The organism is Microbacterium sp. Y-01 (assembly GCF_003856715.1).
Taxonomy (GTDB): Bacteria; Actinomycetota; Actinomycetes; order Actinomycetales; family Microbacteriaceae; genus Microbacterium; species Microbacterium algeriense.
Window position 1 is genome coordinate 3,659,716 of the sequence record NZ_CP024170.1, and the last position, 18,637, is coordinate 3,678,352.

The following is an 18,637-nucleotide window of genomic DNA, read 5'->3' on the forward strand; positions in this document are numbered from 1 at the left end:
TCAGAACCGCGGCGCCGTCTGGCACCACGACGCGTCGAAGCCGGTGAGGGCGACCATCTCCTCGCCGGAGTCCATGTCGATCAGGTGCGTCTCGACGTTCTCCGGAAGAGGCAGCAGCATCCCGTCGTAGGGGTTGTTAGCCAGGTCGGGGGCGATCACCACCGCCGCATACTGTCCGCTCGGGGAGGCGCACGCCTGCAGGATCGAGTCGGTGGAGGCGACCTCGACCAGCGGTGTCGCCGTGCCATCGTCGTCCACCCGGATGACCGCCTGCCCGACCGGGAGCCCGGCGTCGTCGCGCGCCACCACATGGCGGAGGGTTCCGCCGGGGAACGGGGTGATCGACGTGGCCGTGCCGTAGTCGGGATCGGAGGCCGCGAGCGGCTGCTCTGTCCCGTCGGCCAGGTTCAGCTCGACCACCGCGCCGTCGAGGCGTTCCACGATCGCGGTGTACGTGCCGCGGGAGATGCCCTGGATCGTGGCCGCGAGTCCGAGGGACTGCACGCCCGTGTCGGCGGAGCGGTCCACGAGCGACAGCGCGCCGTCGAAGTCGATGAACAGGACGGCCGCGCTGTCCGGCACGAACTGCCAGACGAAGACGCTCGCCTCCTGTCCGCCGACCTCGATGATCTGGGGTTCGTCTCCGCCGTTCAGCGACTGCGTCACGAGCACGCTCGCGCGCCCCTCGGTGTCGCTGAGCTTGCGGTCGGAGTAGCTGTAGCCGACGAGTCCGCCGCGCTCGGAGACCTGGATCGCGCCCACAGAGCCGTCGCCGGGCAGCTTCAGGTCGCGCTGGTCTCCGCCGTCGCGATCCATCACGATCAGGCGCGAGCTCCCGTCCTCCTCCACGGCGACCACGAGGTGCGTCGAGGTGGCTCGGAAGTCATTGATCTTGTCGTGCTCGAAGACGGCGACCGCCTTCTCCCCGCTGAGGTCGGTGCGGAAGATCGTGTCCTTGCCGTCGACGTCGCGTCGGAGCAGGAAGATGCTCGACGCCGGCGTCTCGAAGCTGGTCGTCAGGGTCGCGGCGGGGCCGCCGCCCGCTCCGACGACGTCGGCCACCGTGACCGTGTAGGTCGTGGAGTCGTCGAGCGGCACCGTGAAGCGGACGCCGACGCCGCGGCCGGAGGCATCGACCGTGAACGGCACCGCGGGCTCGACGGACACCTGAGCCGGATCGATCTCGGCGAGGGACTGGTTCGCGGTGAGGATCACCCTGCTCCCGGACGACTCGATCGCCTGGGCGGCATCGACCTGCACCTCGCTGATCCGCGGTCCCTGCAGGAGGCCGACGATGCCCAGTCCGGCTCCGACGAGAACCAGGACGCCGAGCACGGCGGCGAGCGTGAGCCCGAACCGGCGCGGCCGCGCAGGCTCGCGCTCCGGATCGTCCTCCGCCGGGTTGCCGCGCGTCGGCGGCGTGTACGGCTCGAAGGTCACCGCGCCGGCGACGGGCGCGGCGCCGACGGACACGGGCTCGGTGGGCAGCGGAACGGACGGCAGCGCGGTCGCCTCGACGTCATCGCGGGCAGCGGCCTCGAAGGCGGCCATCTTGCGGGCGGCTGCCTCCTGCTCGGCGACCTCCCGATCGCCGGCCTCGCGGATCGCGGCTTCGACCGCGGCCGGATCGGGTTCCTCCGCGGGGTGCGCCTCCGGGTCGGGCGTCGTGACGGCGCGGTCGATGCGCTCCGCCTCCGCCGCCTCCGCCGCCTCCCTGGCCGCGCGCATCTCGGCGCGCGTGCGAGGAACGGCGGGCACCTCGGGGCGCTCGTCGTCAGTACTCATAGGGGTCCCCGGGCTCCTCGATCGCGACGACGTCGGACGGTTCGATGCGGAGCTTGCCGTCCGTGTCGGCGCGCACCGTCCCGGTGACCTCGACCCACTGCCCGGTCGGGTACTCGCTCGGGTCCACTGAGACCGGCAGGGCAGCCGTCTGCGCGTCGATCACGCAGTGGGTGATGACGAGTCGTGTGAGGTTCACTCCGTCGTCGTCCGCCGCATCGGGCGTCACGAAACCGGTGAGCTTCACCGTGGCACCGTCGTAGGCGGCCGTGTTGGTCGCGGCGGCGAACACGCTCGCCCAGTCGCCGACACCGAACGTCGAGGTGTCGGCCACGCCGAGCGCCACCGTGTCGGATCCGGCGAAGAGCGCCGTCTGCTCCCCGGCCCGCGACATCGCGAGCTCGACGGAGAGCGATGCGGGCGGGAGCACCAGTGCCGCGGCGACGACGCCCGTGGCGATCACTCCGCCGGCGACGGCACCCACCCCCGCGAGAGACGGACGTGCGGCCCGCGGCGGCGCGTCGACCCCCTCGGATGCGGGGTCGCCGGGGTCGCTGGACGCAGCACTGCGGACATCGCCGGCGGTGCCGTGGTCATGTCCGTGATCGCCCTCCGCGCCGAGTGGCAGGGTGCACGACCAGATCGCCCCCGCGATCGTGACGACCGCGGCCGCACACGCGAACCACACCGATTCCGGGCTGATGTAGAGGGTGAGGCGACCGGTGACGCCGAGACCGAGCGTGACGACCGCGATCACGGCGGCGAGCCCCACACCCAGCCAGCGGGTGCCGAGGGCGCGCGCCCGGGAGACGGAGTGCTCAGGCAAAGACGTTCACCCCGATCCCGATCGCGAAGGCGGCGGCGACCACGATCCCGACGATCCCGGCGAGGGTGCGGCCCGTGAAGGTCGTGCGCATGAGGGCGAGCATCTTGATGTCCACGAGAGGACCGACCAGCAGGAAGGCGACGATGGCGCCGGAGGAGAACGTCGAGGCGAACGACAGCGCGAAGAAGGCGTCGACGTTCGAGCAGATGGCCACGGTCATGGCGAGGGCCATCATCGCGACGATCGACAGCACCGGGTTCGACCCGATCGCCAGGAGCATGTCGCGAGGGATCAGCACCTGCACGGCTCCGGCGAGCGCGGAGCCGATCACGAGCGCCGGCATCACGGCGCGCAGCTCGATGAGGAACTGGGTGAGGCTGCGGCGTACAGGGGTGCCGGGCTCGTGGGTGACGCGCTCGCACGTGTCGACGAAGCGCTGCGTGAGCATGCCGTCCGGGTCGGGGTGCCGGCTGTAGATCCAGCCGATCAGGTTCGCGATCAGGTAGCCGCCGACCAGGCGGGCGACGAGGATGCCGCCGTCCCAGCCGAACGCGGCGTGCGTGGTGAGGATCACGATCGGGTTCACGATCGGAGCTGCGATGAGGAACGTCATGGCCTCGGCCGGGGCGAGGCCGCGCATCATGAGTCCGCGCGCGAAGGGCACGTTGCCGCACTCGCACACCGGGATCAGCATCCCCAGCAGGGACAGCACCGCACGACGGGCCCACGCGCGCTTCGGCAGCCAGCGGTGGATGACGTCGGCGGGGAGCCACACCTGCACGACGATCGACAGCAGCACGCCGAGGATCACGAACGGCAGGGCCTCGATGAGCACACTGAGCGCGAGGGTGAGCCCGTCCTGCGCACGGGTCGGCAGCGAGGCGGGGAACAGGGTGGGCAGGAAGACGTCGATCAGGAACAGCGCGGCGATGATGGCGGCACCGAGGCCGGCGCCGACCCACGCGGATCGGGGCGAGGGCGTCGGGCGATGGGTGTGGCCGTGACGGGTCGCCGTTGCTGCCGAGGGACTCACGCGGCCGCGGCCCTCTCCGCCTCGCGCTTGTTCGTGCAGGGCGTGCACAGTCCGAAGATGTCGACGACGTGGGCGGCCTCCGTGAAACCGTGCAGAGCAGCGGTGCGGTGCGCCCACTGTTCGACGTCCTTGGCCTCGATCTCGACCGTGAGGCCGCAGTTGCGGCAGATGAGGTGGTGGTGGTGCCCCTGGGTGGTGCAGGCGCGGTACAGCGCCTCGCCCTCGGGGCTCTGCAGCGAATCGGCGTCACCCGAGGCGGCGAGGCCGGCGAGGGCGCGGTAGACCGTGGCGAGCCCGATGCCCGTGTTGTCGTCACGCAGCGAGGCGTGCAGCGTCTGCGCGCTCACGAATCCGCGCGCGTCGGCGAGTGCTTCGCGCACGCGTTCGCGCTGCCAGGTGTTCCGCTGAGCCATACGACGAGTCTAGGCCGCAGGGCTCAGCGGGGGCTGGGAGCGTGGAAGGGCGGCCGCACGATTCGCGGAGGCGAGGACGAACGGCCGACGCCCCGCCGCGAGAACGTCGGTGGATCGTCCTTCCGCCCGCAGATCGTCTGCGGACCGGACGAGCCGATCAGGCGCCGACCCGCTTCACCCGCGCCCGCACGCGCTGCACGATCCAGCACACGACGTAGATCGTGAACGAGAGCGTCGTGATGTATGGGCTGACCGGCAGGGTCCCGGCGAGGGCCAGCAGGATCCCCCCGACGGCCGAGATGAAGCCGAACAGCGCGGCCAGCAGCGGCACGGCGATCGGACCGGCTGTCACGCGCATCGCGGCCGCAGCGGGCGTCACGAGCAGCGCCATCACCAGCAGCGCTCCGATGATGTGCACGCTCACCGCGACGATCAGGCCCAGCAGCACCATGAACAGCAGGCTCACCGCACGCGTGGGCACACCCCGGGCGGCGGCCGACTCGGGGTCGAGCGAGTCGAAGCGCAGCGGGTTCCACATCACGAGCAGTCCCAGCAGCACGACCACGCTGATGCCGATGAGCCAGCCGAGGTCCGGGCTCGACACCGACACGATCTGGCCCGTCAGAAGGCTGAACCGGTTGGCGCTGCGGCCGTCGTACAGCGACAGGAAGAGGATGCCGAGACCCAGGCCGAACGGCATCAGCACCCCGACGACGGAGTTGCGATCGCGCGCCTTGGCGCCGAGCACCCCGATGAGGATCGCGGCGACGAGAGCGCCGCCGAGCGAGCCGGCCACCACGCTTCCGCCGAAGAGCAGGGCGGCCGCCGCGCCGGCGAACGACAGCTCGCTCACCCCGTGCACCGCGAAGGCCAGGTCGCGCTGCATCACGAAGACGCCGATCAGACCGCCGACGATGCCGAGGACGGCACCCGCGATGATTGAGTTCGACAGCAGCACGACGAGTTCGCCGTAGTCCTGGAACGAGAACACGTCGTCCCAGCCCACCATCGGCACCACGGCGAGGGCGCTCATGCGGCACCTCCGTGGTCGTGATCGTGGTGGGGTTCGGCGTCGGGCACGCCCACGACGACGAGGCGGTCGCCCGCGCGGAGCACGAACACCGGAGTGCCGTAGAGATCGGTCAGCACGCGGGTCTGCAGCACCTCGTCCGGGGTGCCGAGCAGGAACCGGCCGCCGGCGATGTAGAGGATGCGATCGACCCGGCCGAGGATCGGGTTGACGTCGTGCGTGACGAACAGCACCGCCGCGTCGCGCTCCCGCCGCTGCCGGTCGATGATGTCGGTCACGGCGAGCTGGTTGGCGAGGTCGAGGTTCGACAGCGGCTCATCGCACAGCAGCAGAGCGGGCTCGTCGGCGAGAGCCTGACCGACGCGGAGCCGCTGCTGCTCGCCGCCCGACAGCAGTCCCACGCGGCGATCGGCGAAGTGCGAAGCGCCGACCGCCTCGAGCAGACCATCGACCTTGGCCCGGTCCCCGCGGTGCGGGATGGGGAAGCCGAAGCGACTGCCCTGCACGCCGAGCGCGACCAGGTCGCGGGCCCGCATGCTCGTGTCGGGAGCGAGTGAGCGCTGCTGCGGGATGTATCCGATGCGGGAGTTGCCGCGGTGCACGGGCTCGCCCGCCACCCGGATCGTCCCCGACGACAGCGGCTGCAGACCGAGGATGCTGCGCAACAGGGTGGTCTTGCCCGAACCGGACGGGCCCAGCACGGCGATGAACTCGCCGGGATCGACCGTCAGGTCCAGGCCAGACCACAGCTCGCGGTCTCCGCGATGGAGCGAGGCGTCGGCGATCTCGAGGACCGAACCCGTACCCGTCGTGGCTCCTTGAGCCGGCCGGAGGGCGCCGCTCACTGCTGGACGGCGGCGGCGAGGCTCTGGATCGCGTCACTCATCCACTCAGAGTACGACGATCCGTCTTCCAGCAGCTCCGTGAAGGCCACGACCGGGACGCCGGCATCCTTCGCGGCGGCCTCGACGCGCTGCGTCTCGGCTCCTCCCGTCTGGGCGTTCGTGAGGAGCGCCGCGACCTGACCGCTCTCGATCACCTTGAGGGACTCGAGCAGCACGGCGGGTGCGACATCGGCACCCTCCTCGACCGACTCCGCGAAGCCCTCCGGCGTCACGTCGGTCAGTCCAGCCGCCGCGGCGAGGTACCCGGGGAGCGGTTCGGTGATGAACACGTTTGTCCCTGCGGAGTCGGCCTTGATCGTCTCCAGGTCGGTCTCGAAGCCCTCGAGATCAGCCACGAGCGCATCGGCGTTGGTCGCGAACTCCTCCGCGCCGTCGGGGTCGAGCTCGGACAGCTCATCCGCGATGGCCTCGACGACGTGGATCATCGTGTGCGGATCGAACCACACGTGCTCGTTGAAGCCCTCGATGTGGTTGTGCCCCTCGTGGCCGTCCTCACCCTCGGCGTGGTCGTGGTCGTGGTCCTCCGCTGGCGCGTCGGTCGCCGAGTCCTCGGCGTGATCGTGCTCGGCCTCGTCGTGCCCCTCGTTGCCGGGGAAGTCGTGCGAGTACTCGACGGCCGTGACGGTGTGCGGGTCCTTCGCGTCCTGCAGCAGGCTGTCGATGAAGGCGTCGTAGCCGCCGCCGTTCTCGATCACGAGGTCGGCCTTCTGCACCGTCAGGCGGTCGCGCGCGCTCGCCTCGTAGGAGTGCGGGTCCTGCGAGGCGGAGGTGATGATCGATTCGACCTCGACGCGGTCGCCCCCGATCTGCGCCGCGATGTCACCGTAGACGTTGGTGCTCGCGACGACGGTGATGGTGCCGTCGTCGCCCTCTCCCGATGCGGAGGTGGAGCATCCGGCGAGCGCGAGGGCTGCGACGGATGCGAGGGCGAGGGCGACGACGGGCTTCTTCATGCGTTCACTCTAAACGCTAATGAGAACCATTATCAAATCGCAGTCGTTCCCGACGGCGCGATCCAGGCCGTGGCCTCCGCAGGCAGCGCCGAGCCTTCGAGCGGGGTGCTGGCGAGGACCACCTCGTCGGCGTCCGTCCCCAGGTCGAAGGGGTCGGTACCGAAGTTCGTGACGATCTGCCAGCCGTTCGGGCGCGTGAAGCGCAGCACATCTGCGCGCCCGGTCTCGATCCACTCGAGCGTCTCGTCGCTCTGCAGCGGATGCCGCAGGCGCAGCGCCTCCCGGTAGAGCGAGAGGGTCGAGGCGGGGTCGGACGCCTCGACATCCACGGCGTACTCGGCGAACCAGGTCGGCTGCGGCAGGTGGGCCGCGGCGTCCCCGAAGCCGAACGAGACGCCCTCGGCGCTCCACGGCAGCGGCACCCGGCATCCGTCCCTGCCGAGTCCGTCGAACTCGGCGCCGCGGAAGAACGCGGGATCCTGGCGCTGCTCGGCGGGGATCTCGGCGACCTCGTGCAGGCCGAGCTCCTCGCCCTGATACAGGTAGGCGCTGCCGGGCAGCCCGAGCAGCAGCAGGGATGCGGCCTTCGCCCGACGCAGCCCGCGCTCGCGGTCGAGCATCTCGTCCGGACCGCCGGCGGCGACCCACTCGGTGCCCTGCTTGACCGCGCGACCGTGCAGGGGAGCGAGACCGTAGCGCGTGGCGTGGCGGGTGACGTCGTGGTTCGAGAGCACCCAGGTGGTGGAGGATCCGGTGCGCTGCGCCTGCTCGAGGTTGTCGACGATGATCTCGTGGAACTGCGCCGCGTCGAAGTCGGCGACCAGCAGGTCGAAGTTGAACGCCTGCCCGAGTCCTTCTGCCGAGGCGTAGCGGGCGCGACGCTCCGGGGTGTCGACCCAGGCCTCGGCGACCGCGGTGCGCGGGGGGTCGTACGAGTTGAAGACCTGCCGCCATTCGGCGTAGATCTCGTGCACGTCGTCCCGGTCGATCAGCGGGTGGTCGCCGGAGGTGCGGTCCATGGCGTCGAGCTCCGCGCGCGACGGCAGCGGCTCCGTCAGGTCCTTGGTCAGCATGTGAGCGACGTCGATGCGGAAACCGTCGACCCCGCGGTCGGACCAGAAGCGCAGGGTCTGCAGGAAGTCCGCGCGCACCTCGGGGTGGTCCCAGTTGAAGTCCGGCTGCTCCTTCGCGAAGTTGTGCAGGTACCACTGGCCGTCCTCGACGCGCTCCCAGGCGCTGCCGCCGAACACCGAGACCCAGTCCGTCGGCGGCTCGGAGCCGTCGGGCGCCGCGCCCTCACGGAAGATGTAGCGTTCCCGCGCCGCCGATCCGCGACCCGCGGCGAGCGCCTCCTGGAACCAGACGTGCTGGTCCGATGAGTGGTTCGGCACGATGTCCACGACGACGCGGATGCCGCGGGCATGCAGGGCATCGACCATCTCGTCGAAGTCGGCGAGCGTGCCCAGCCGGGGGTCGACGTCGCGGTAGTCGGCCACGTCGTAGCCGCCGTCGGCGAGTTCGGACGGGTAGAACGGGCTCAGCCAGACCGCGTCGATGCCCAGCTCCGCGAGGTAGTCGACGCGGGACACGATCCCGGGGATGTCGCCGAGTCCGTCGCCGTTCGCGTCCGCGAAGCTGCGGGGATAGATCTGGTACACGGCGGCCTGACGCCACCACGCGGCGGTCTTGTCGTCTTCGCGGGTCTCGGTGAGAAGCGAATCGGTCATGAGGGGTGTTGCTCCTTCGTTGTTGCGGTGGTGTGGGTCAGCCCTTGACGGCACCCTGCGTGACGCCCTCCATGACCCACCGCTGGGTGAAGAGGTACGCCACGATCGCGGGCGCCATCGCCATCAGGTACGAGGCGAAGGCGACGTTGTAGTTGTTGCTGAACTGGTTCTGGAACAGGTTCTGCCGCACCGGGAGGGTCTGCAGCGCCGGATCCGAGATGATCAGCGACGGCATCATGAAGTCGTTCCAGGCGTAGAGGAACGCGAAGATGCCGACCGTCGCGCTCATCGGGGCGAGCAGCGGGAAGATGAGCCGCCAGAACGTCTGCCAGGTCGTCGCGCCGTCGATGCGGGCGCTCTCCTCCAGCTCGATCGGGATCGAGCGCAGGAAGGCGGTGAACAGCAGCACGCTGAAGCTCAGCTGGAACATGGTGGCGAGGATGATGACGCCGAAGGGGTTGTCCAGTCCGACGCGTCCGGTCAACTGGATCTGCGGCAGGGCCACGACCGGGAACGGGATGAACATCGCCGCGAGCAGGTAGAAGAACGAGTAGCGGAAGAGCCGGCGATCCCAGTTGCGCACGATCGCATAGGAGGCGAACGCCGCGAGGATGATGGTCGCCGCCACGGTGCCCGCGGTGACCAGCAGCGAGATGCCCGCCCCGACAGGGAACTTCGTGAGGTTCCACGCCTGGACGAAGCCGTCGAAGCTGAACGGAGCCGGCAGCGAGAACGCGTTGCCGTCGACCGCCTGGCCGGTGGTCTTGAGCGACATCGAGATCGTGACGTACAGCGGGAGCAGGACGGTGACGGCGCACAGGATCAGGATGATCGTGCCCGACCAGTTGACCCGTTCCATCTTCTGGCGCGGCTTGCGTCCGCCCGCGGTCTGCGTGGTGATGGTCTGCGTCGACATCAGAACGAGTTCCTTCCGCGCGTGAGCGAGAGCTGGAGGAGCGAGATGAGGACGGCGACGATGAAGAAGATGGTCGCGTTGGCCATCTGGTAGGCGTAGTCGCCGCCGTTGAAGCCCGCGATGATCGTCATCGCGACGCTGCGGGTAGACGTGCCCGGCCCGCCGTTCGTGAGTCCGACGATGATGTCGTAGGCGTTGAGGAAGCCCTTGAAACCGAGGATCACGTTGATCACGACGTAGCCCGCGACGAGCGGGATCGTGATGCGGGTGAGCTGCTGCGCCTTGCCTGCACCGTCGATGCTCGCGGCCTCGTAGACCTCCCCGGGGACCGACAGCAGACCGGCGATGTAGATCAGCAGCGTGCCGGGCACCGCCTGCCAGGCCGTGACGATCACGATCGCCACCCACGCGAGGTCCGGGTTCGCGAGCAGGCTCGTCTCGAGCCAGGGGATGCCCGCGGCGGCACCGGCTGCCGGGATGGAGTTCGAGAACAGGAAGTTGAAGACGTAGGCGATGATGATGCCCGAGATGACCATCGGGATCACGAAGATCGTGCGGAGCCCCGTCTTGAAGCGGATCCGCGAGGTGAGTCCGACCGCGAGCAGGAAGGCGATCACGTTGACGACGATCACGGTCGCGATCGAGAAGCCGAACGTGAACAGATAGCTCTGCAGGATCGCCGGGTCACTGAACAGCGCGACGTAGTTCGTGAGTCCGTTGAAGCTCCACTCGCCGATGCCGATCGAATCGGTGAAGCTGAAGAAGATGCCGATCACGCCGGGGACGGTGATCGCGAGCGTGAAGATCACCAGCGTCGGCAGCAGGAACAGGTAGTAGATCGGCTCCACCCGGCGCCGGTGGCGTCGGAGCTGGCGGTCGCGACCGGTGACGATCGTGGTCGTGCTGTCGGCCGACGATGCGGTGGTCGTGGCGCTCATGATGCGGCCTCCTCGCCGGATGCGTTGTCCTGCGTCGACGGGATCGGGGCCCGGAAGGCGATCCGCGCCCAGTCGGCGTCCATGGTGCGCAGGATCGAGTCGGTCGAGGCGCCGAGCACCATCGCCTGCGCGTAGTTGAAGATCGGGAGCGTCCGAGGAACGAGCACGGAGGGCCCCTGATAGATCTGCCCGGCGTCGTAGTACTCGATCATCCCCTCGATGCGCGGGTCGTCCGGGGCCGGAGCGTCCGTCGTGGGGGTGAAGCCGAGCTGCGAGGCGTTGTACTCCTCGATGTTCTGCGGCTCGTACAGGAACTCGAGGAAGTCGCGGGCGGCCTCCTGGTGGTGCGACTCCTCGGGGATCATCGCGGCGAGGTCCATGTTGACCCGCACCCCGAGGTCGGCCGGATCGTCGGTCATGGGCAACGGGAACGTGCCCAGCTGCAGGTCGGGCGAGGTCTTCGCGATCTCGCTGAACGCCCACGGACCCTGCAAGTACATCGCCGCCTCGCCCTTGGCGAAGGCGAGGTTCCCATCGCCGTAGCCGCGGCTCGGGGCATCCGCGTTCGTGTAGTCGTTCGCGAGCTGCATCATCCGGTCCATCGGCTCGGCGAAGTCCTTCTGGAACGAGACCGGGGAGTCGGGTCCGACCGTCTCCCCTTCCTCGGCCAGCGCGTCGAAGAAGTCGATCACGTCGACGGATCCGCCGGCGGTGTAGTCGTACCAGCCCTGCCCGACGGTCCAGTCGTCCTTGAAGGTGCCGTAGAACGGGTCGATGCCGGCGGCCTTCAGCTCGTCACAGACGGCGATGAGCTCGTCCCAGGTCTGCGGGACGTCGAGGCCCTGCGCCTCGAAGATCTCCTTGTTGTAGATCACGGACGCGGCCATCACCGAGTAGGGCAGTGCGCTGGTGCGCCCCTCGCAGGAGCCGTACTGGTCCATGAGCGGCTGCAGGTCGTCGCGGATGGTCGCCGCGGCGTCGGTGTCCGAGAGGTCGGTGAGCGCGCAGCGCTGCACGAACCGGGCGATCTCGTAGTTGTAGTTGGCGAGCATGATGTCCGGCGGATTGCCGCGGACGAAGCTCGCCGACACGACGTCGACGCCGGACGTGTCGATCTCGACCTTCACGTCGCTCTGCGAGGCGTTGTACTCCGCCACGAGATCGGTCATGAACGGGATCGCCTCGCGCTTGCTGAACGTGAAGCGGATGGTCTCCGCTCCCCCGCCCGCAGCGCAGCTCGTGAGCGCCGCGCCGACCAGCGCGAGCCCGAGACCGCCGGCGATCAGCCGCGCCGCACGTGTTCGTCTTCCAGACACCGTTGTCCTCCGGTTTAGATCGGATCACTAAATCTAATGAGCGAATTTACTCGTTCGACATGTACTCTCTCATTCGGACGACAGGAAGGCAAGCGGCGTGGCAGATGTCTCGACGGGCCTCGGCACCGGGCGCGCGAGCGTCGGCGCCGTGCTCGACTTCGCGTGGACCGCGGGCGAGTTCACCGCGACCGACGTCATGGCCGCGACCTCTCTCACCCGTTCGACCGCCATCGACGCGATCGAGACCCTGCTCGGCGCGGAGGTGCTGCGCGAGCTCCCCAACGCCAGGGTCGCGGGGAGCTATCGGTCCGGACGCCCCGCCCGGCGCTTCGCCCTCTCCCCCGAGCTCGGCGTCGTGGTCGGGATCGACGCCGGCGACACGCACATCGCCGTCACGGTCGCCGACCCCCTCGACCGCACGCTCGTCCACCATCGCGTGGAGGTCGACCAGAGGCAGTCGGCGACCGCCCGTCGCGCCTCGATCATCGAGAACCTCGACGCCGCGCTGCTCGAGTCGGGCATCGCGCACGACCGTGTGCTCGCGCTCTGCGTCGGCGTCGCGGCTCCGGTGGACAGGGACGGCGTCTCCCCGCCCCACCCCGACGGCTTCTGGGAACGCACGAACCCCGGCCTCGCCGAAGCGCTGCGCGACAGGGCGCCGGTCGTCGAGATCAAGAACGACGCCCAGCTGGCCGCCATCGCCGAGGGCGCCGAAGGAGCGGCGAGCGGATGCCGCGACTACGTCGCACTGCTCTCCAGCGAGCGCTACGGCGGCGGTGTGGTGGTCGACGGCCACGTGCTGCACGGCGCGCACGGCGGCGTCGGCGAGGGCGTCGTGTTCGACCACATCGTCGGCGTGGGCTCCGCGATCGGGCTTCCGCACTCGGTGCAGGACGCCGCGCGCGCCGTGGTCGCGGAAGGTGCGGCTTCGGGCGACGGCGCGCTCGGCCGCCTGGTCGCAGCCGAGCGCATCGACCCTCGACTGGTGCTCACTCTCGCCGCATCGGGTGATGCCGACGCACTGCTTGTGGCCGAGCGGGTCGGAGCCGTGCTGGCCCGCATCGTCGGCGTGCTGGGCAGCATGTACGACCCCGCCCGCGTGGTGGTGTGCGGGGCGGTGGCCGAGAGCATCGAGCCCGTGCTGGCCGCGGCCCGCCGCATCCTGCCCGAGGAGCTGCACCTCCCGGCGCCGGAGATCCTCGCCTCCGCCCTGGGCGCCGAGGTCGTGTCGGTCGGAGCAGTGGCCACCGCGCGCCGTGCCGCCCGCGAGCGCACGGTCCCCCTCCTCGCGGAGCAGCGCCTCGCCCTCCTCGCCTGACCCCCTCGCCTGACCCCCTCGCGAGCTCAGGCAATCCCGCAGAATCAGGCCGCTGCGCGCAGAATCAGCCTGAACTCGCTTGATCGCCTGAACTCGCGCACAGTGGACTCAGCGCCGGCTCATATCAGTCGACCAGCAGTGCGGGCTCCTCGAGGATGGAGGCGACGTCGGCGATGAAGCGGCTCATGCCGTCGCCGTCGATCACGCGGTGGTCGAAGGAGCCGGCGACCGTGGTCACCCAGCGCGGGCGCACCTCGCCGTCGACGACCCACGGCTTCTGACTGATGGTGCCCATCGCCACGATGCCGGCCTCTCCGGGGTTGATGATCGGGGTGCCGGCATCCATCCCGAACACGCCGATGTTCGTGATGGTGATCGTCCCACCCTGCTGGTCCGCCGGCGGGGTCTTCCCCTCCCGAGCGGTCAGCGTCAGCCGGTTCAGGGCGCGGGCGAGGTCCTTCATGCTGAGGTCCTGCGCGTCCTTGATGTTCGGCACGAGAAGGCCGCGCGGCGTGGCGGCGGCGATGCCGAGGTTCACGTAGTGGCGCACGGCGATCTCGGCGCCCGCCTCGGTGTCGATCCAGGCCGCGTTCACCATCGGGGTGCGGCGCACGGCCCAGATCACGGCCCTCGCCATGATGAGCAGCGGCGAGACCTTGATGTCGGCGTAGTCGGGCGAGGCCTTGAGGCGCTTGACGAGTTCCATCGTGCGGGTGGCGTCGATCTCCTTCCACACGGTCACGTGCGGGGCGGAGTATGCGCTCTGCACCATGGCGGAAGACGTGGCCTTGCGCACGCCCTTGACGGGGATCGACTCGGTGCGGTCGTCGTCGGCGGCGGAGGGGCGGGGGGCGACGATCCCGCGGGCGAGGCCGGTCGGTGCGGTCTGCGGCGCGGGCACGGTCTCCTCGCGGACGGTCCCCCATTCCGGCGTCTCGATGTTGCGGAAGACGCTCGCCTGCGAGGCGTGCTTGACCACGTCGTCCCTGGTGACCTCGCCGTCGGCGCCCGTGGGCGTCACGGTCGTCAGGTCGACGCCGAGGTCCCGCGCGAGCTTGCGGATCGGCGGCTTGGCGATCACGCCGACGGAGGAGCGCACCGGACGCTCAGCCGGACGCTTGCGCCGCGAGGTCGCACCGCCGCCGTTGCCGTACCCGACGAGCACCGAGCCGCCGCCTTCCTCGGGCGCCGGCGCCTCCGCCGTCGCCACGACGCCGGGGCCCGCGTCATCGCGCACATCGGTCACGAAGGTGATGATGGGGGTCCCGACCTCGACCGTCGTCCCCTCCTCCGCGAGCAGCTCTCCCACGACGCCCGCATGCGGCGACGGCAGCTCGACGAGGGACTTGGCCGTCTCGATCTCGCAGAGGACGTCGTTGATCGCGACCGTGTCGCCGGGGGCGACTTTCCAGGCCACGATCTCGGCCTCGGTCAGTCCTTCTCCGACGTCGGGGAGGGTGAAGTTCTGCGTGCTCATGACGAGTCCTTTCGGCCGAGCGGGGATGTCAGTATGCCAGCGAGCGATCGACGGCCTCGAGGATGCGGTCCGCATCAGGGAGGTGCGCGCCTTCGAGTTTCGCGGGCGGGAACGGGGTGTCGTAGCCGGAGACGCGCAGCACGGGAGCCTCGAGGGCGTAGAACGCGCGCTCCATGACGGTCGCAGCGATCTCGCTGCCGATGCTGCCGAAGCCCTGGGCCTCCTGCGCGTAGACCATGCGTCCGGTCTTGCGGATCGAGTCGAGGATGGGCTCGTAGTCGACCGGCGACAGCGAGCGCACGTCGACGACCTCGCAGCTGGTGCCCTCCGCTTCGGCGAGCGCGGCGGCCTGCAGCAGGGTCGTCACCATCGCCCCGTGTCCGACGAGGGTCACGTCGCTGCCGGTGCGCACCACGCGGGAGGAGTGCAGGGGGACCGCGGGCGCGTCGAGCTCGACCTCGCCCTTCTGCCAGTAGCGGCTCTTCGGCTCCATGAAGATCACCGGGTCGTTCGAGGCGATGGCCTCCTGGATCATCCAGTACGCATCGTTGGGCGTCGACGGCGACACCACACGCAGGCCGGGGGTGTGCGCGAAGTACGCCTCCGGGCTCTCCTGGTGGTGCTCGACCGCGCCGATGTGTCCGCCGTAGGGGATGCGGATCACGATCGGCATGCTGATCGCGCCCTCATGCCGGTTGGTGAGCTTGGCGAGCTGCGTGGTGATCTGGTCGAACGCGGGGAACACGAATCCGTCGAACTGGATCTCGATCACCGGGCGGTACCCCACCATCGCCATGCCGATCGCGGTGCCGACGATCCCGGACTCGGCCAGCGGGGTGTCGAGCACCCGCCGGTCGCCGAAGTCGCGCTGCAGGTGCTCGGTCACACGGAAGACGCCGCCGAGCTTGCCGATGTCCTCGCCCATGAGCAGGACCTTCGGGTCGCTCTCCATCGCCTTGCGCATGCCCGCGTTCAGGGCCTTGCTGAGCGGCATCGTCTCGAGGGTCACTGCGCTCCTCCTTCGAACGACGCCTCATAGCGGGCGCGCCAGGCCTTCTGCTCGTCGATCAGCGGATGCGGTTCGCTGTAGACGTGATCGAACATCTTGTCGGGGCTGGGCGGTCCGAGCTCGACGGTGCGGGCGCGCAGGTCCTCGGCAGCATCCGCGGCCTCGGCCTCCACATCGGCGAAGAGCTGCGCCGAGGCCCCGCGCCCCTCGAGGAAGGCGCGCATGCGGACGATCGGGTCACGACCGGCCCACATCAGCTCCTCGTCGTTGCCGCGGTACTTGGTCGGGTCGTCGCTCGTGGTGTGCGCACCGAGCCGGTATGTCACAGCCTCGATCGCGCGCGGGCCCTGACCGGCACGCGCCTCGTCCAGCGCGATGCGGGACACCGCGTAGCTGGCGAGCACGTCGTTTCCGTCGACGCGGACGCTGGGGATCCCGTAACCGGCGCTGCGCTGCACCAGGGGCACGCGCGACTGCGTGGTCACGGGCACCGAGATGGCCCAGTGGTTGTTCTGCAGGAAGAAGACCGTCGGCGCCTGGTAGCTGGCGGCGAAGACCATCGCCTCGTGCACGTCGCCCTGACTCGAGGCGCCGTCGCCGTAGTAGACGATGACCGCCTCGTCACGGTCAGGGTCGCCGGTGCCGCTGCGTCCGTCGAAGGCGAGGCCCATGCCGTAGCCCGCCGCGTGCAGGACCTGCGACCCCAGCACGAGCGTGTAGAGCCGGGTGTTGCCGTTCTTGGGGTCGGTCGGGTCCCAGCCGCCGTGCGAGACGCCGCGCATCAGCTTGATGATGTCGACCGGGTCGACACCGCGGATGCGCGTGACCGCGTGCTCGCGGTACGACGGGAAGATCGTGTCCTGCGCGCGGGCCGCGCGACCGGAGCCGACCTGCGCCGCCTCCTGTCCGCGACTCGGCGGCCACAGGGCGAGCTGCCCCTGACGCTGCAGGTTGGTCGCCTGGGAGTCGATCGCCCGGATGACGACCATGTCGCGGTAGAACTGCTCGAGCTCGGCGTCGCCGATCGCCTCGATCAGGGGCAGATACTGCTCGGCAGCGGGGCTGGGCGCGAACTTTCCGGTCTCATCCAGAACGCGCACGAGAGGTGTCTCTGGGGTGGTCACGCTCTCACGCTACCCGCGCCCGCATGCCCGGTCACGCATAACTAGGACGCCCTGGTAACTGGCGGGAAACCGGAGAAAACGGGGCCTCCCGCCGCAGGTCCTCCGGTCAGCGCAGGGCGCCGGCGACCTCGAGCACCCGGGCGATGGACTCCTCCTCGCCCACGGAGATGCGGATGCCGTCGCCCGAGAACGGCCGGACCACGAGGTCGTTCTCCAGGAACGCGGCCGCCGCGTCATCGGTCCTCTCACCCGTGGGCAGCCAGACGAAGTTCGCCTGCGAGTCCGGCACCTCCCAGCCCCGCGCCCGGAGCCCCTCGAGCAGGCGCGCGCGGCGTTCGACGATGACGGCCACGCGCTCCAGGAGCTCGGGCTCGGCGTCGAGGCTCGCGATCGCGGCGTTCTCCGCCGCGGAGGTCACCGAGAGCGGGATGCCGGTGGTGCGCGCCGCATCCAGCACCTTCTCGTGACCGATCGCGTAGCCGATTCGCAGGCCGGCGAGGCCGTAGGCCTTCGAGAAGGTGCGCAGCACCACGACGTTCGGATGACGTTCGAACACGCGCTCGGCGAGACCGTCGACCGCATCGGGTGCGGTCACGAATTCGGCGTACGCCTCGTCGAGGATGATCAGGACGTCGGCAGGCACACGCTCGACGAAGGTCGCGAACTCGGCGCTCGTGATGATCGGGCCGGTCGGGTTGTTCGGCGTGCACAGGATGACGGCCCTGGTGCGGTCGGTCACCGCGTCGGCCATGGCGTCGAGGTCGTGGCGGGAGTCGGTCGTCAGCGGCACCTGCACCCCGGTCGCCCCCGCGACGAGCGGCAGGCTCGGGTACGCCTCGAAGGAACGCCACGCGTACACGACCTCGTCGCCGACGGAGGCCGTGGCGAGGATCAGCTGGTGCAGGATCGAGACGCTTCCGGACGCGACGTGCACCTGCTCGGGCTCAACGCCGTAGCGGGCTCCGAGACGGGTGCGCAGGCGTGCGGCCGTGGCGTCCGGATAGCGGTTGATCGGCGTGGTGCTCTGCAGCGCCTCGAGCACCGAGGGCAGCGGATCGAAGGGGTTCTCGTTGCTGGAGAGCTTGAATGCGTCCGGCCCCGCCTGCTTGCCCTGTCGATACGGCGCGAGGGCCGCGATGGCGGGACGGATGCGGGGCAGGATCGGCTCGGTCACGGGACGAGTCTACGAGGACCGTTCGCGGCGCGAGAGTCCGGGATCTCCTCTGTCGAGGCGCGATCGGCGGTGGTACCATTCTGGTATGGCTATGACGGTGCGGCTCCCGGAAGAACTCGACGCGCAGCTCGAGGCGATCGCGCGCGCCCGACACATCTCCAAGCACGCGGTGATCATCGAGGCCGCCGCGCGGTTCGCGAACAGCGAGTCCAAGACGGATCGAGTGCTCTCCCTCGCCGACGAGATCACCGAACGCTACGCCGACACTCTTCAGCGGCTCGAAGACGCCTGACAGATGGCGACTGAGTACATCGAGCCCGAGCAGGCACTCGCCCTGATCGCCAAGCTCGGACTGCACGTCCGCGATGAAGGGCTGCTCTTCTCTGCGCTCGCTCGCCCTGCGGCCGGAATGTTCGGCGTCGACGCCTATCCGACCTTCGAAGAGAAGGCCGCGGCGCTGATCAGCTCGGTCGCGCAGAATCACGCGCTGTTCGACGGCAACAAGCGCATCTCCCTGTACCTGACGTTCGTCTTCATCCGGCTCAACGGGTACGACGTCACGTTCACGAACGACGAGGCGTTCGACTTCGTCCTCGACGTCGCTCAGAGCCGGCTGGACCTGAAGGAGATCGCGCGCGTCCTCGCCGCGCATATCCGCGAAGCGCCCCAGGGCTGACACCTCCGGGCGTCCGTGGG

General features: G+C 69.7%; 18 protein-coding genes. 3 read left to right on the top strand and 15 right to left on the bottom strand.

The window, feature by feature from the left end; all coding sequences use genetic code 11:
* The 11 genes from CSX12_RS17600 to CSX12_RS17650 form a co-directional block, all read right to left on the bottom strand.
* The gene (locus tag CSX12_RS17600; protein WP_241160506.1) at positions 1–1,785 is read right to left on the bottom strand and encodes a hypothetical protein; all 1,785 of its coding nucleotides are present in this window, start codon (positions 1,783–1,785) and stop codon (positions 1–3) included.
* Positions 1,775–2,608 (bottom strand): TIGR03943 family protein, encoded by an 834-nt coding sequence (locus tag CSX12_RS17605; protein WP_124896655.1) that lies wholly within the window; start codon positions 2,606–2,608, stop codon positions 1,775–1,777. The genes CSX12_RS17600 and CSX12_RS17605 overlap by 11 nt, the downstream gene beginning before the upstream one ends.
* Complete coding sequence (locus CSX12_RS17610) at positions 2,601–3,641, bottom strand: permease (protein ID WP_124896656.1); 1,041 nt, start codon at positions 3,639–3,641, stop codon at positions 2,601–2,603. The genes CSX12_RS17605 and CSX12_RS17610 overlap by 8 nt, the downstream gene beginning before the upstream one ends.
* The gene (locus CSX12_RS17615) at positions 3,638–4,054 is read right to left on the bottom strand and encodes a transcriptional repressor (protein ID WP_017203566.1); all 417 of its coding nucleotides are present in this window, start codon (positions 4,052–4,054) and stop codon (positions 3,638–3,640) included. The genes CSX12_RS17610 and CSX12_RS17615 overlap by 4 nt, the downstream gene beginning before the upstream one ends.
* 157 nt (positions 4,055–4,211) lie before the next feature.
* The gene (locus CSX12_RS17620; protein ID WP_206427108.1) at positions 4,212–5,087 is read right to left on the bottom strand and encodes a metal ABC transporter permease; all 876 of its coding nucleotides are present in this window, start codon (positions 5,085–5,087) and stop codon (positions 4,212–4,214) included.
* Positions 5,084–5,929, bottom strand: coding sequence for a metal ABC transporter ATP-binding protein (locus CSX12_RS17625; protein ID WP_017203568.1), 846 nt, complete (start codon positions 5,927–5,929; stop codon positions 5,084–5,086). The genes CSX12_RS17620 and CSX12_RS17625 overlap by 4 nt, the downstream gene beginning before the upstream one ends.
* A complete protein-coding gene (locus tag CSX12_RS17630; protein WP_017203569.1) occupies positions 5,926–6,942 on the bottom strand; it encodes a zinc ABC transporter substrate-binding protein in 1,017 nt (338 codons plus the stop codon). The genes CSX12_RS17625 and CSX12_RS17630 overlap by 4 nt, the downstream gene beginning before the upstream one ends.
* Before the next feature lie 32 nt (positions 6,943–6,974).
* On the bottom strand, positions 6,975–8,669 hold the full coding sequence (locus tag CSX12_RS17635) for a glycoside hydrolase family 13 protein (protein ID WP_124896657.1): 1,695 nt from the start codon (positions 8,667–8,669) through the stop codon (positions 6,975–6,977).
* Positions 8,670–8,706: 37 nt separating this feature from the next.
* Positions 8,707–9,585, bottom strand: a complete 879-nt coding sequence (locus CSX12_RS17640) for a carbohydrate ABC transporter permease (protein ID WP_017203571.1) — start codon at positions 9,583–9,585, stop codon at positions 8,707–8,709.
* Positions 9,585–10,523: a sugar ABC transporter permease gene (locus CSX12_RS17645; RefSeq protein ID WP_017203572.1), complete on the bottom strand. Its 939-nt coding sequence runs from the start codon at positions 10,521–10,523 to the stop codon at positions 9,585–9,587. The genes CSX12_RS17640 and CSX12_RS17645 overlap by 1 nt, the downstream gene beginning before the upstream one ends.
* Positions 10,520–11,839 (bottom strand): ABC transporter substrate-binding protein, encoded by a 1,320-nt coding sequence (locus CSX12_RS17650; protein WP_124896658.1) that lies wholly within the window; start codon positions 11,837–11,839, stop codon positions 10,520–10,522. Before CSX12_RS17650 ends, CSX12_RS17645 begins: the two co-directional genes overlap by 4 nt.
* A 97-nt stretch (positions 11,840–11,936) precedes the next feature.
* On the opposite strand from CSX12_RS17650, the gene CSX12_RS17655 reads away from it, so the two are divergent.
* Positions 11,937–13,157 (top strand): ROK family protein, encoded by a 1,221-nt coding sequence (locus CSX12_RS17655; protein ID WP_124896659.1) that lies wholly within the window; start codon positions 11,937–11,939, stop codon positions 13,155–13,157.
* Positions 13,158–13,281: 124 nt separating this feature from the next.
* On the opposite strand, the gene CSX12_RS17660 is transcribed toward CSX12_RS17655, so the two are convergent.
* The 4 genes from CSX12_RS17660 to CSX12_RS17675 all read right to left on the bottom strand — a co-directional run bounded on the left by CSX12_RS17660 (position 13,282) and on the right by CSX12_RS17675 (position 17,941).
* Entirely contained in the window at positions 13,282–14,634 is a 1,353-nt protein-coding gene (locus CSX12_RS17660; protein WP_124896660.1) for a dihydrolipoamide acetyltransferase family protein, read from the bottom strand.
* A 28-nt stretch (positions 14,635–14,662) separates the two neighbouring features.
* Positions 14,663–15,628: an alpha-ketoacid dehydrogenase subunit beta gene (locus tag CSX12_RS17665; RefSeq protein ID WP_164479637.1), complete on the bottom strand. Its 966-nt coding sequence runs from the start codon at positions 15,626–15,628 to the stop codon at positions 14,663–14,665.
* Between the two features lie 11 nt (positions 15,629–15,639).
* The gene (locus CSX12_RS17670) at positions 15,640–16,767 is read right to left on the bottom strand and encodes a thiamine pyrophosphate-dependent dehydrogenase E1 component subunit alpha (RefSeq protein ID WP_124896662.1); all 1,128 of its coding nucleotides are present in this window, start codon (positions 16,765–16,767) and stop codon (positions 15,640–15,642) included.
* 106 nt (positions 16,768–16,873) lie between these two features.
* The gene (locus tag CSX12_RS17675) at positions 16,874–17,941 is read right to left on the bottom strand and encodes a histidinol-phosphate transaminase (RefSeq protein ID WP_124896663.1); all 1,068 of its coding nucleotides are present in this window, start codon (positions 17,939–17,941) and stop codon (positions 16,874–16,876) included.
* An 85-nt stretch (positions 17,942–18,026) separates the two neighbouring features.
* On the opposite strand from CSX12_RS17675, the gene CSX12_RS17680 reads away from it, so the two are divergent.
* On the top strand, positions 18,027–18,233 hold the full coding sequence (locus CSX12_RS17680; protein WP_164479599.1) for a ribbon-helix-helix protein, CopG family: 207 nt from the start codon (positions 18,027–18,029) through the stop codon (positions 18,231–18,233).
* A gap of 3 nt (positions 18,234–18,236) precedes the next feature.
* On the top strand, positions 18,237–18,617 hold the full coding sequence (locus tag CSX12_RS17685) for a type II toxin-antitoxin system death-on-curing family toxin (protein WP_017203579.1): 381 nt from the start codon (positions 18,237–18,239) through the stop codon (positions 18,615–18,617).
* Positions 18,618–18,637: the final 20 nt, after the last annotated feature.

Bases quoted from the DNA above. Each gene is read 5' to 3' on its own strand.
- CSX12_RS17600 (WP_241160506.1), bottom strand. From the start codon at position 1,785: ATGAGTACTGACGACGAGCGCCCCGAGGTGCCCGCCGTTCCTCGCACG.
- CSX12_RS17630 (WP_017203569.1), bottom strand. From the start codon at position 6,942: ATGAAGAAGCCCGTCGTCGCCCTCGCCCTCGCATCCGTCGCAGCCCTC.
- CSX12_RS17685 (WP_017203579.1), top strand. From the start codon at position 18,237: ATGGCGACTGAGTACATCGAGCCCGAGCAGGCACTCGCCCTGATCGCC.
- CSX12_RS17635 (WP_124896657.1), bottom strand. From the start codon at position 8,669: ATGACCGATTCGCTTCTCACCGAGACCCGCGAAGACGACAAGACCGCC.
- CSX12_RS17620 (WP_206427108.1), bottom strand. From the start codon at position 5,087: ATGAGCGCCCTCGCCGTGGTGCCGATGGTGGGCTGGGACGACGTGTTC.
- CSX12_RS17615 (WP_017203566.1), bottom strand. From the start codon at position 4,054: ATGGCTCAGCGGAACACCTGGCAGCGCGAACGCGTGCGCGAAGCACTC.
- CSX12_RS17660 (WP_124896660.1), bottom strand. From the start codon at position 14,634: ATGAGCACGCAGAACTTCACCCTCCCCGACGTCGGAGAAGGACTGACC.
- CSX12_RS17665 (WP_164479637.1), bottom strand. From the start codon at position 15,628: ATGCCGCTCAGCAAGGCCCTGAACGCGGGCATGCGCAAGGCGATGGAG.
- CSX12_RS17645 (WP_017203572.1), bottom strand. From the start codon at position 10,523: ATGAGCGCCACGACCACCGCATCGTCGGCCGACAGCACGACCACGATC.
- CSX12_RS17640 (WP_017203571.1), bottom strand. From the start codon at position 9,585: ATGTCGACGCAGACCATCACCACGCAGACCGCGGGCGGACGCAAGCCG.
- CSX12_RS17680 (WP_164479599.1), top strand. From the start codon at position 18,027: ATGGCTATGACGGTGCGGCTCCCGGAAGAACTCGACGCGCAGCTCGAG.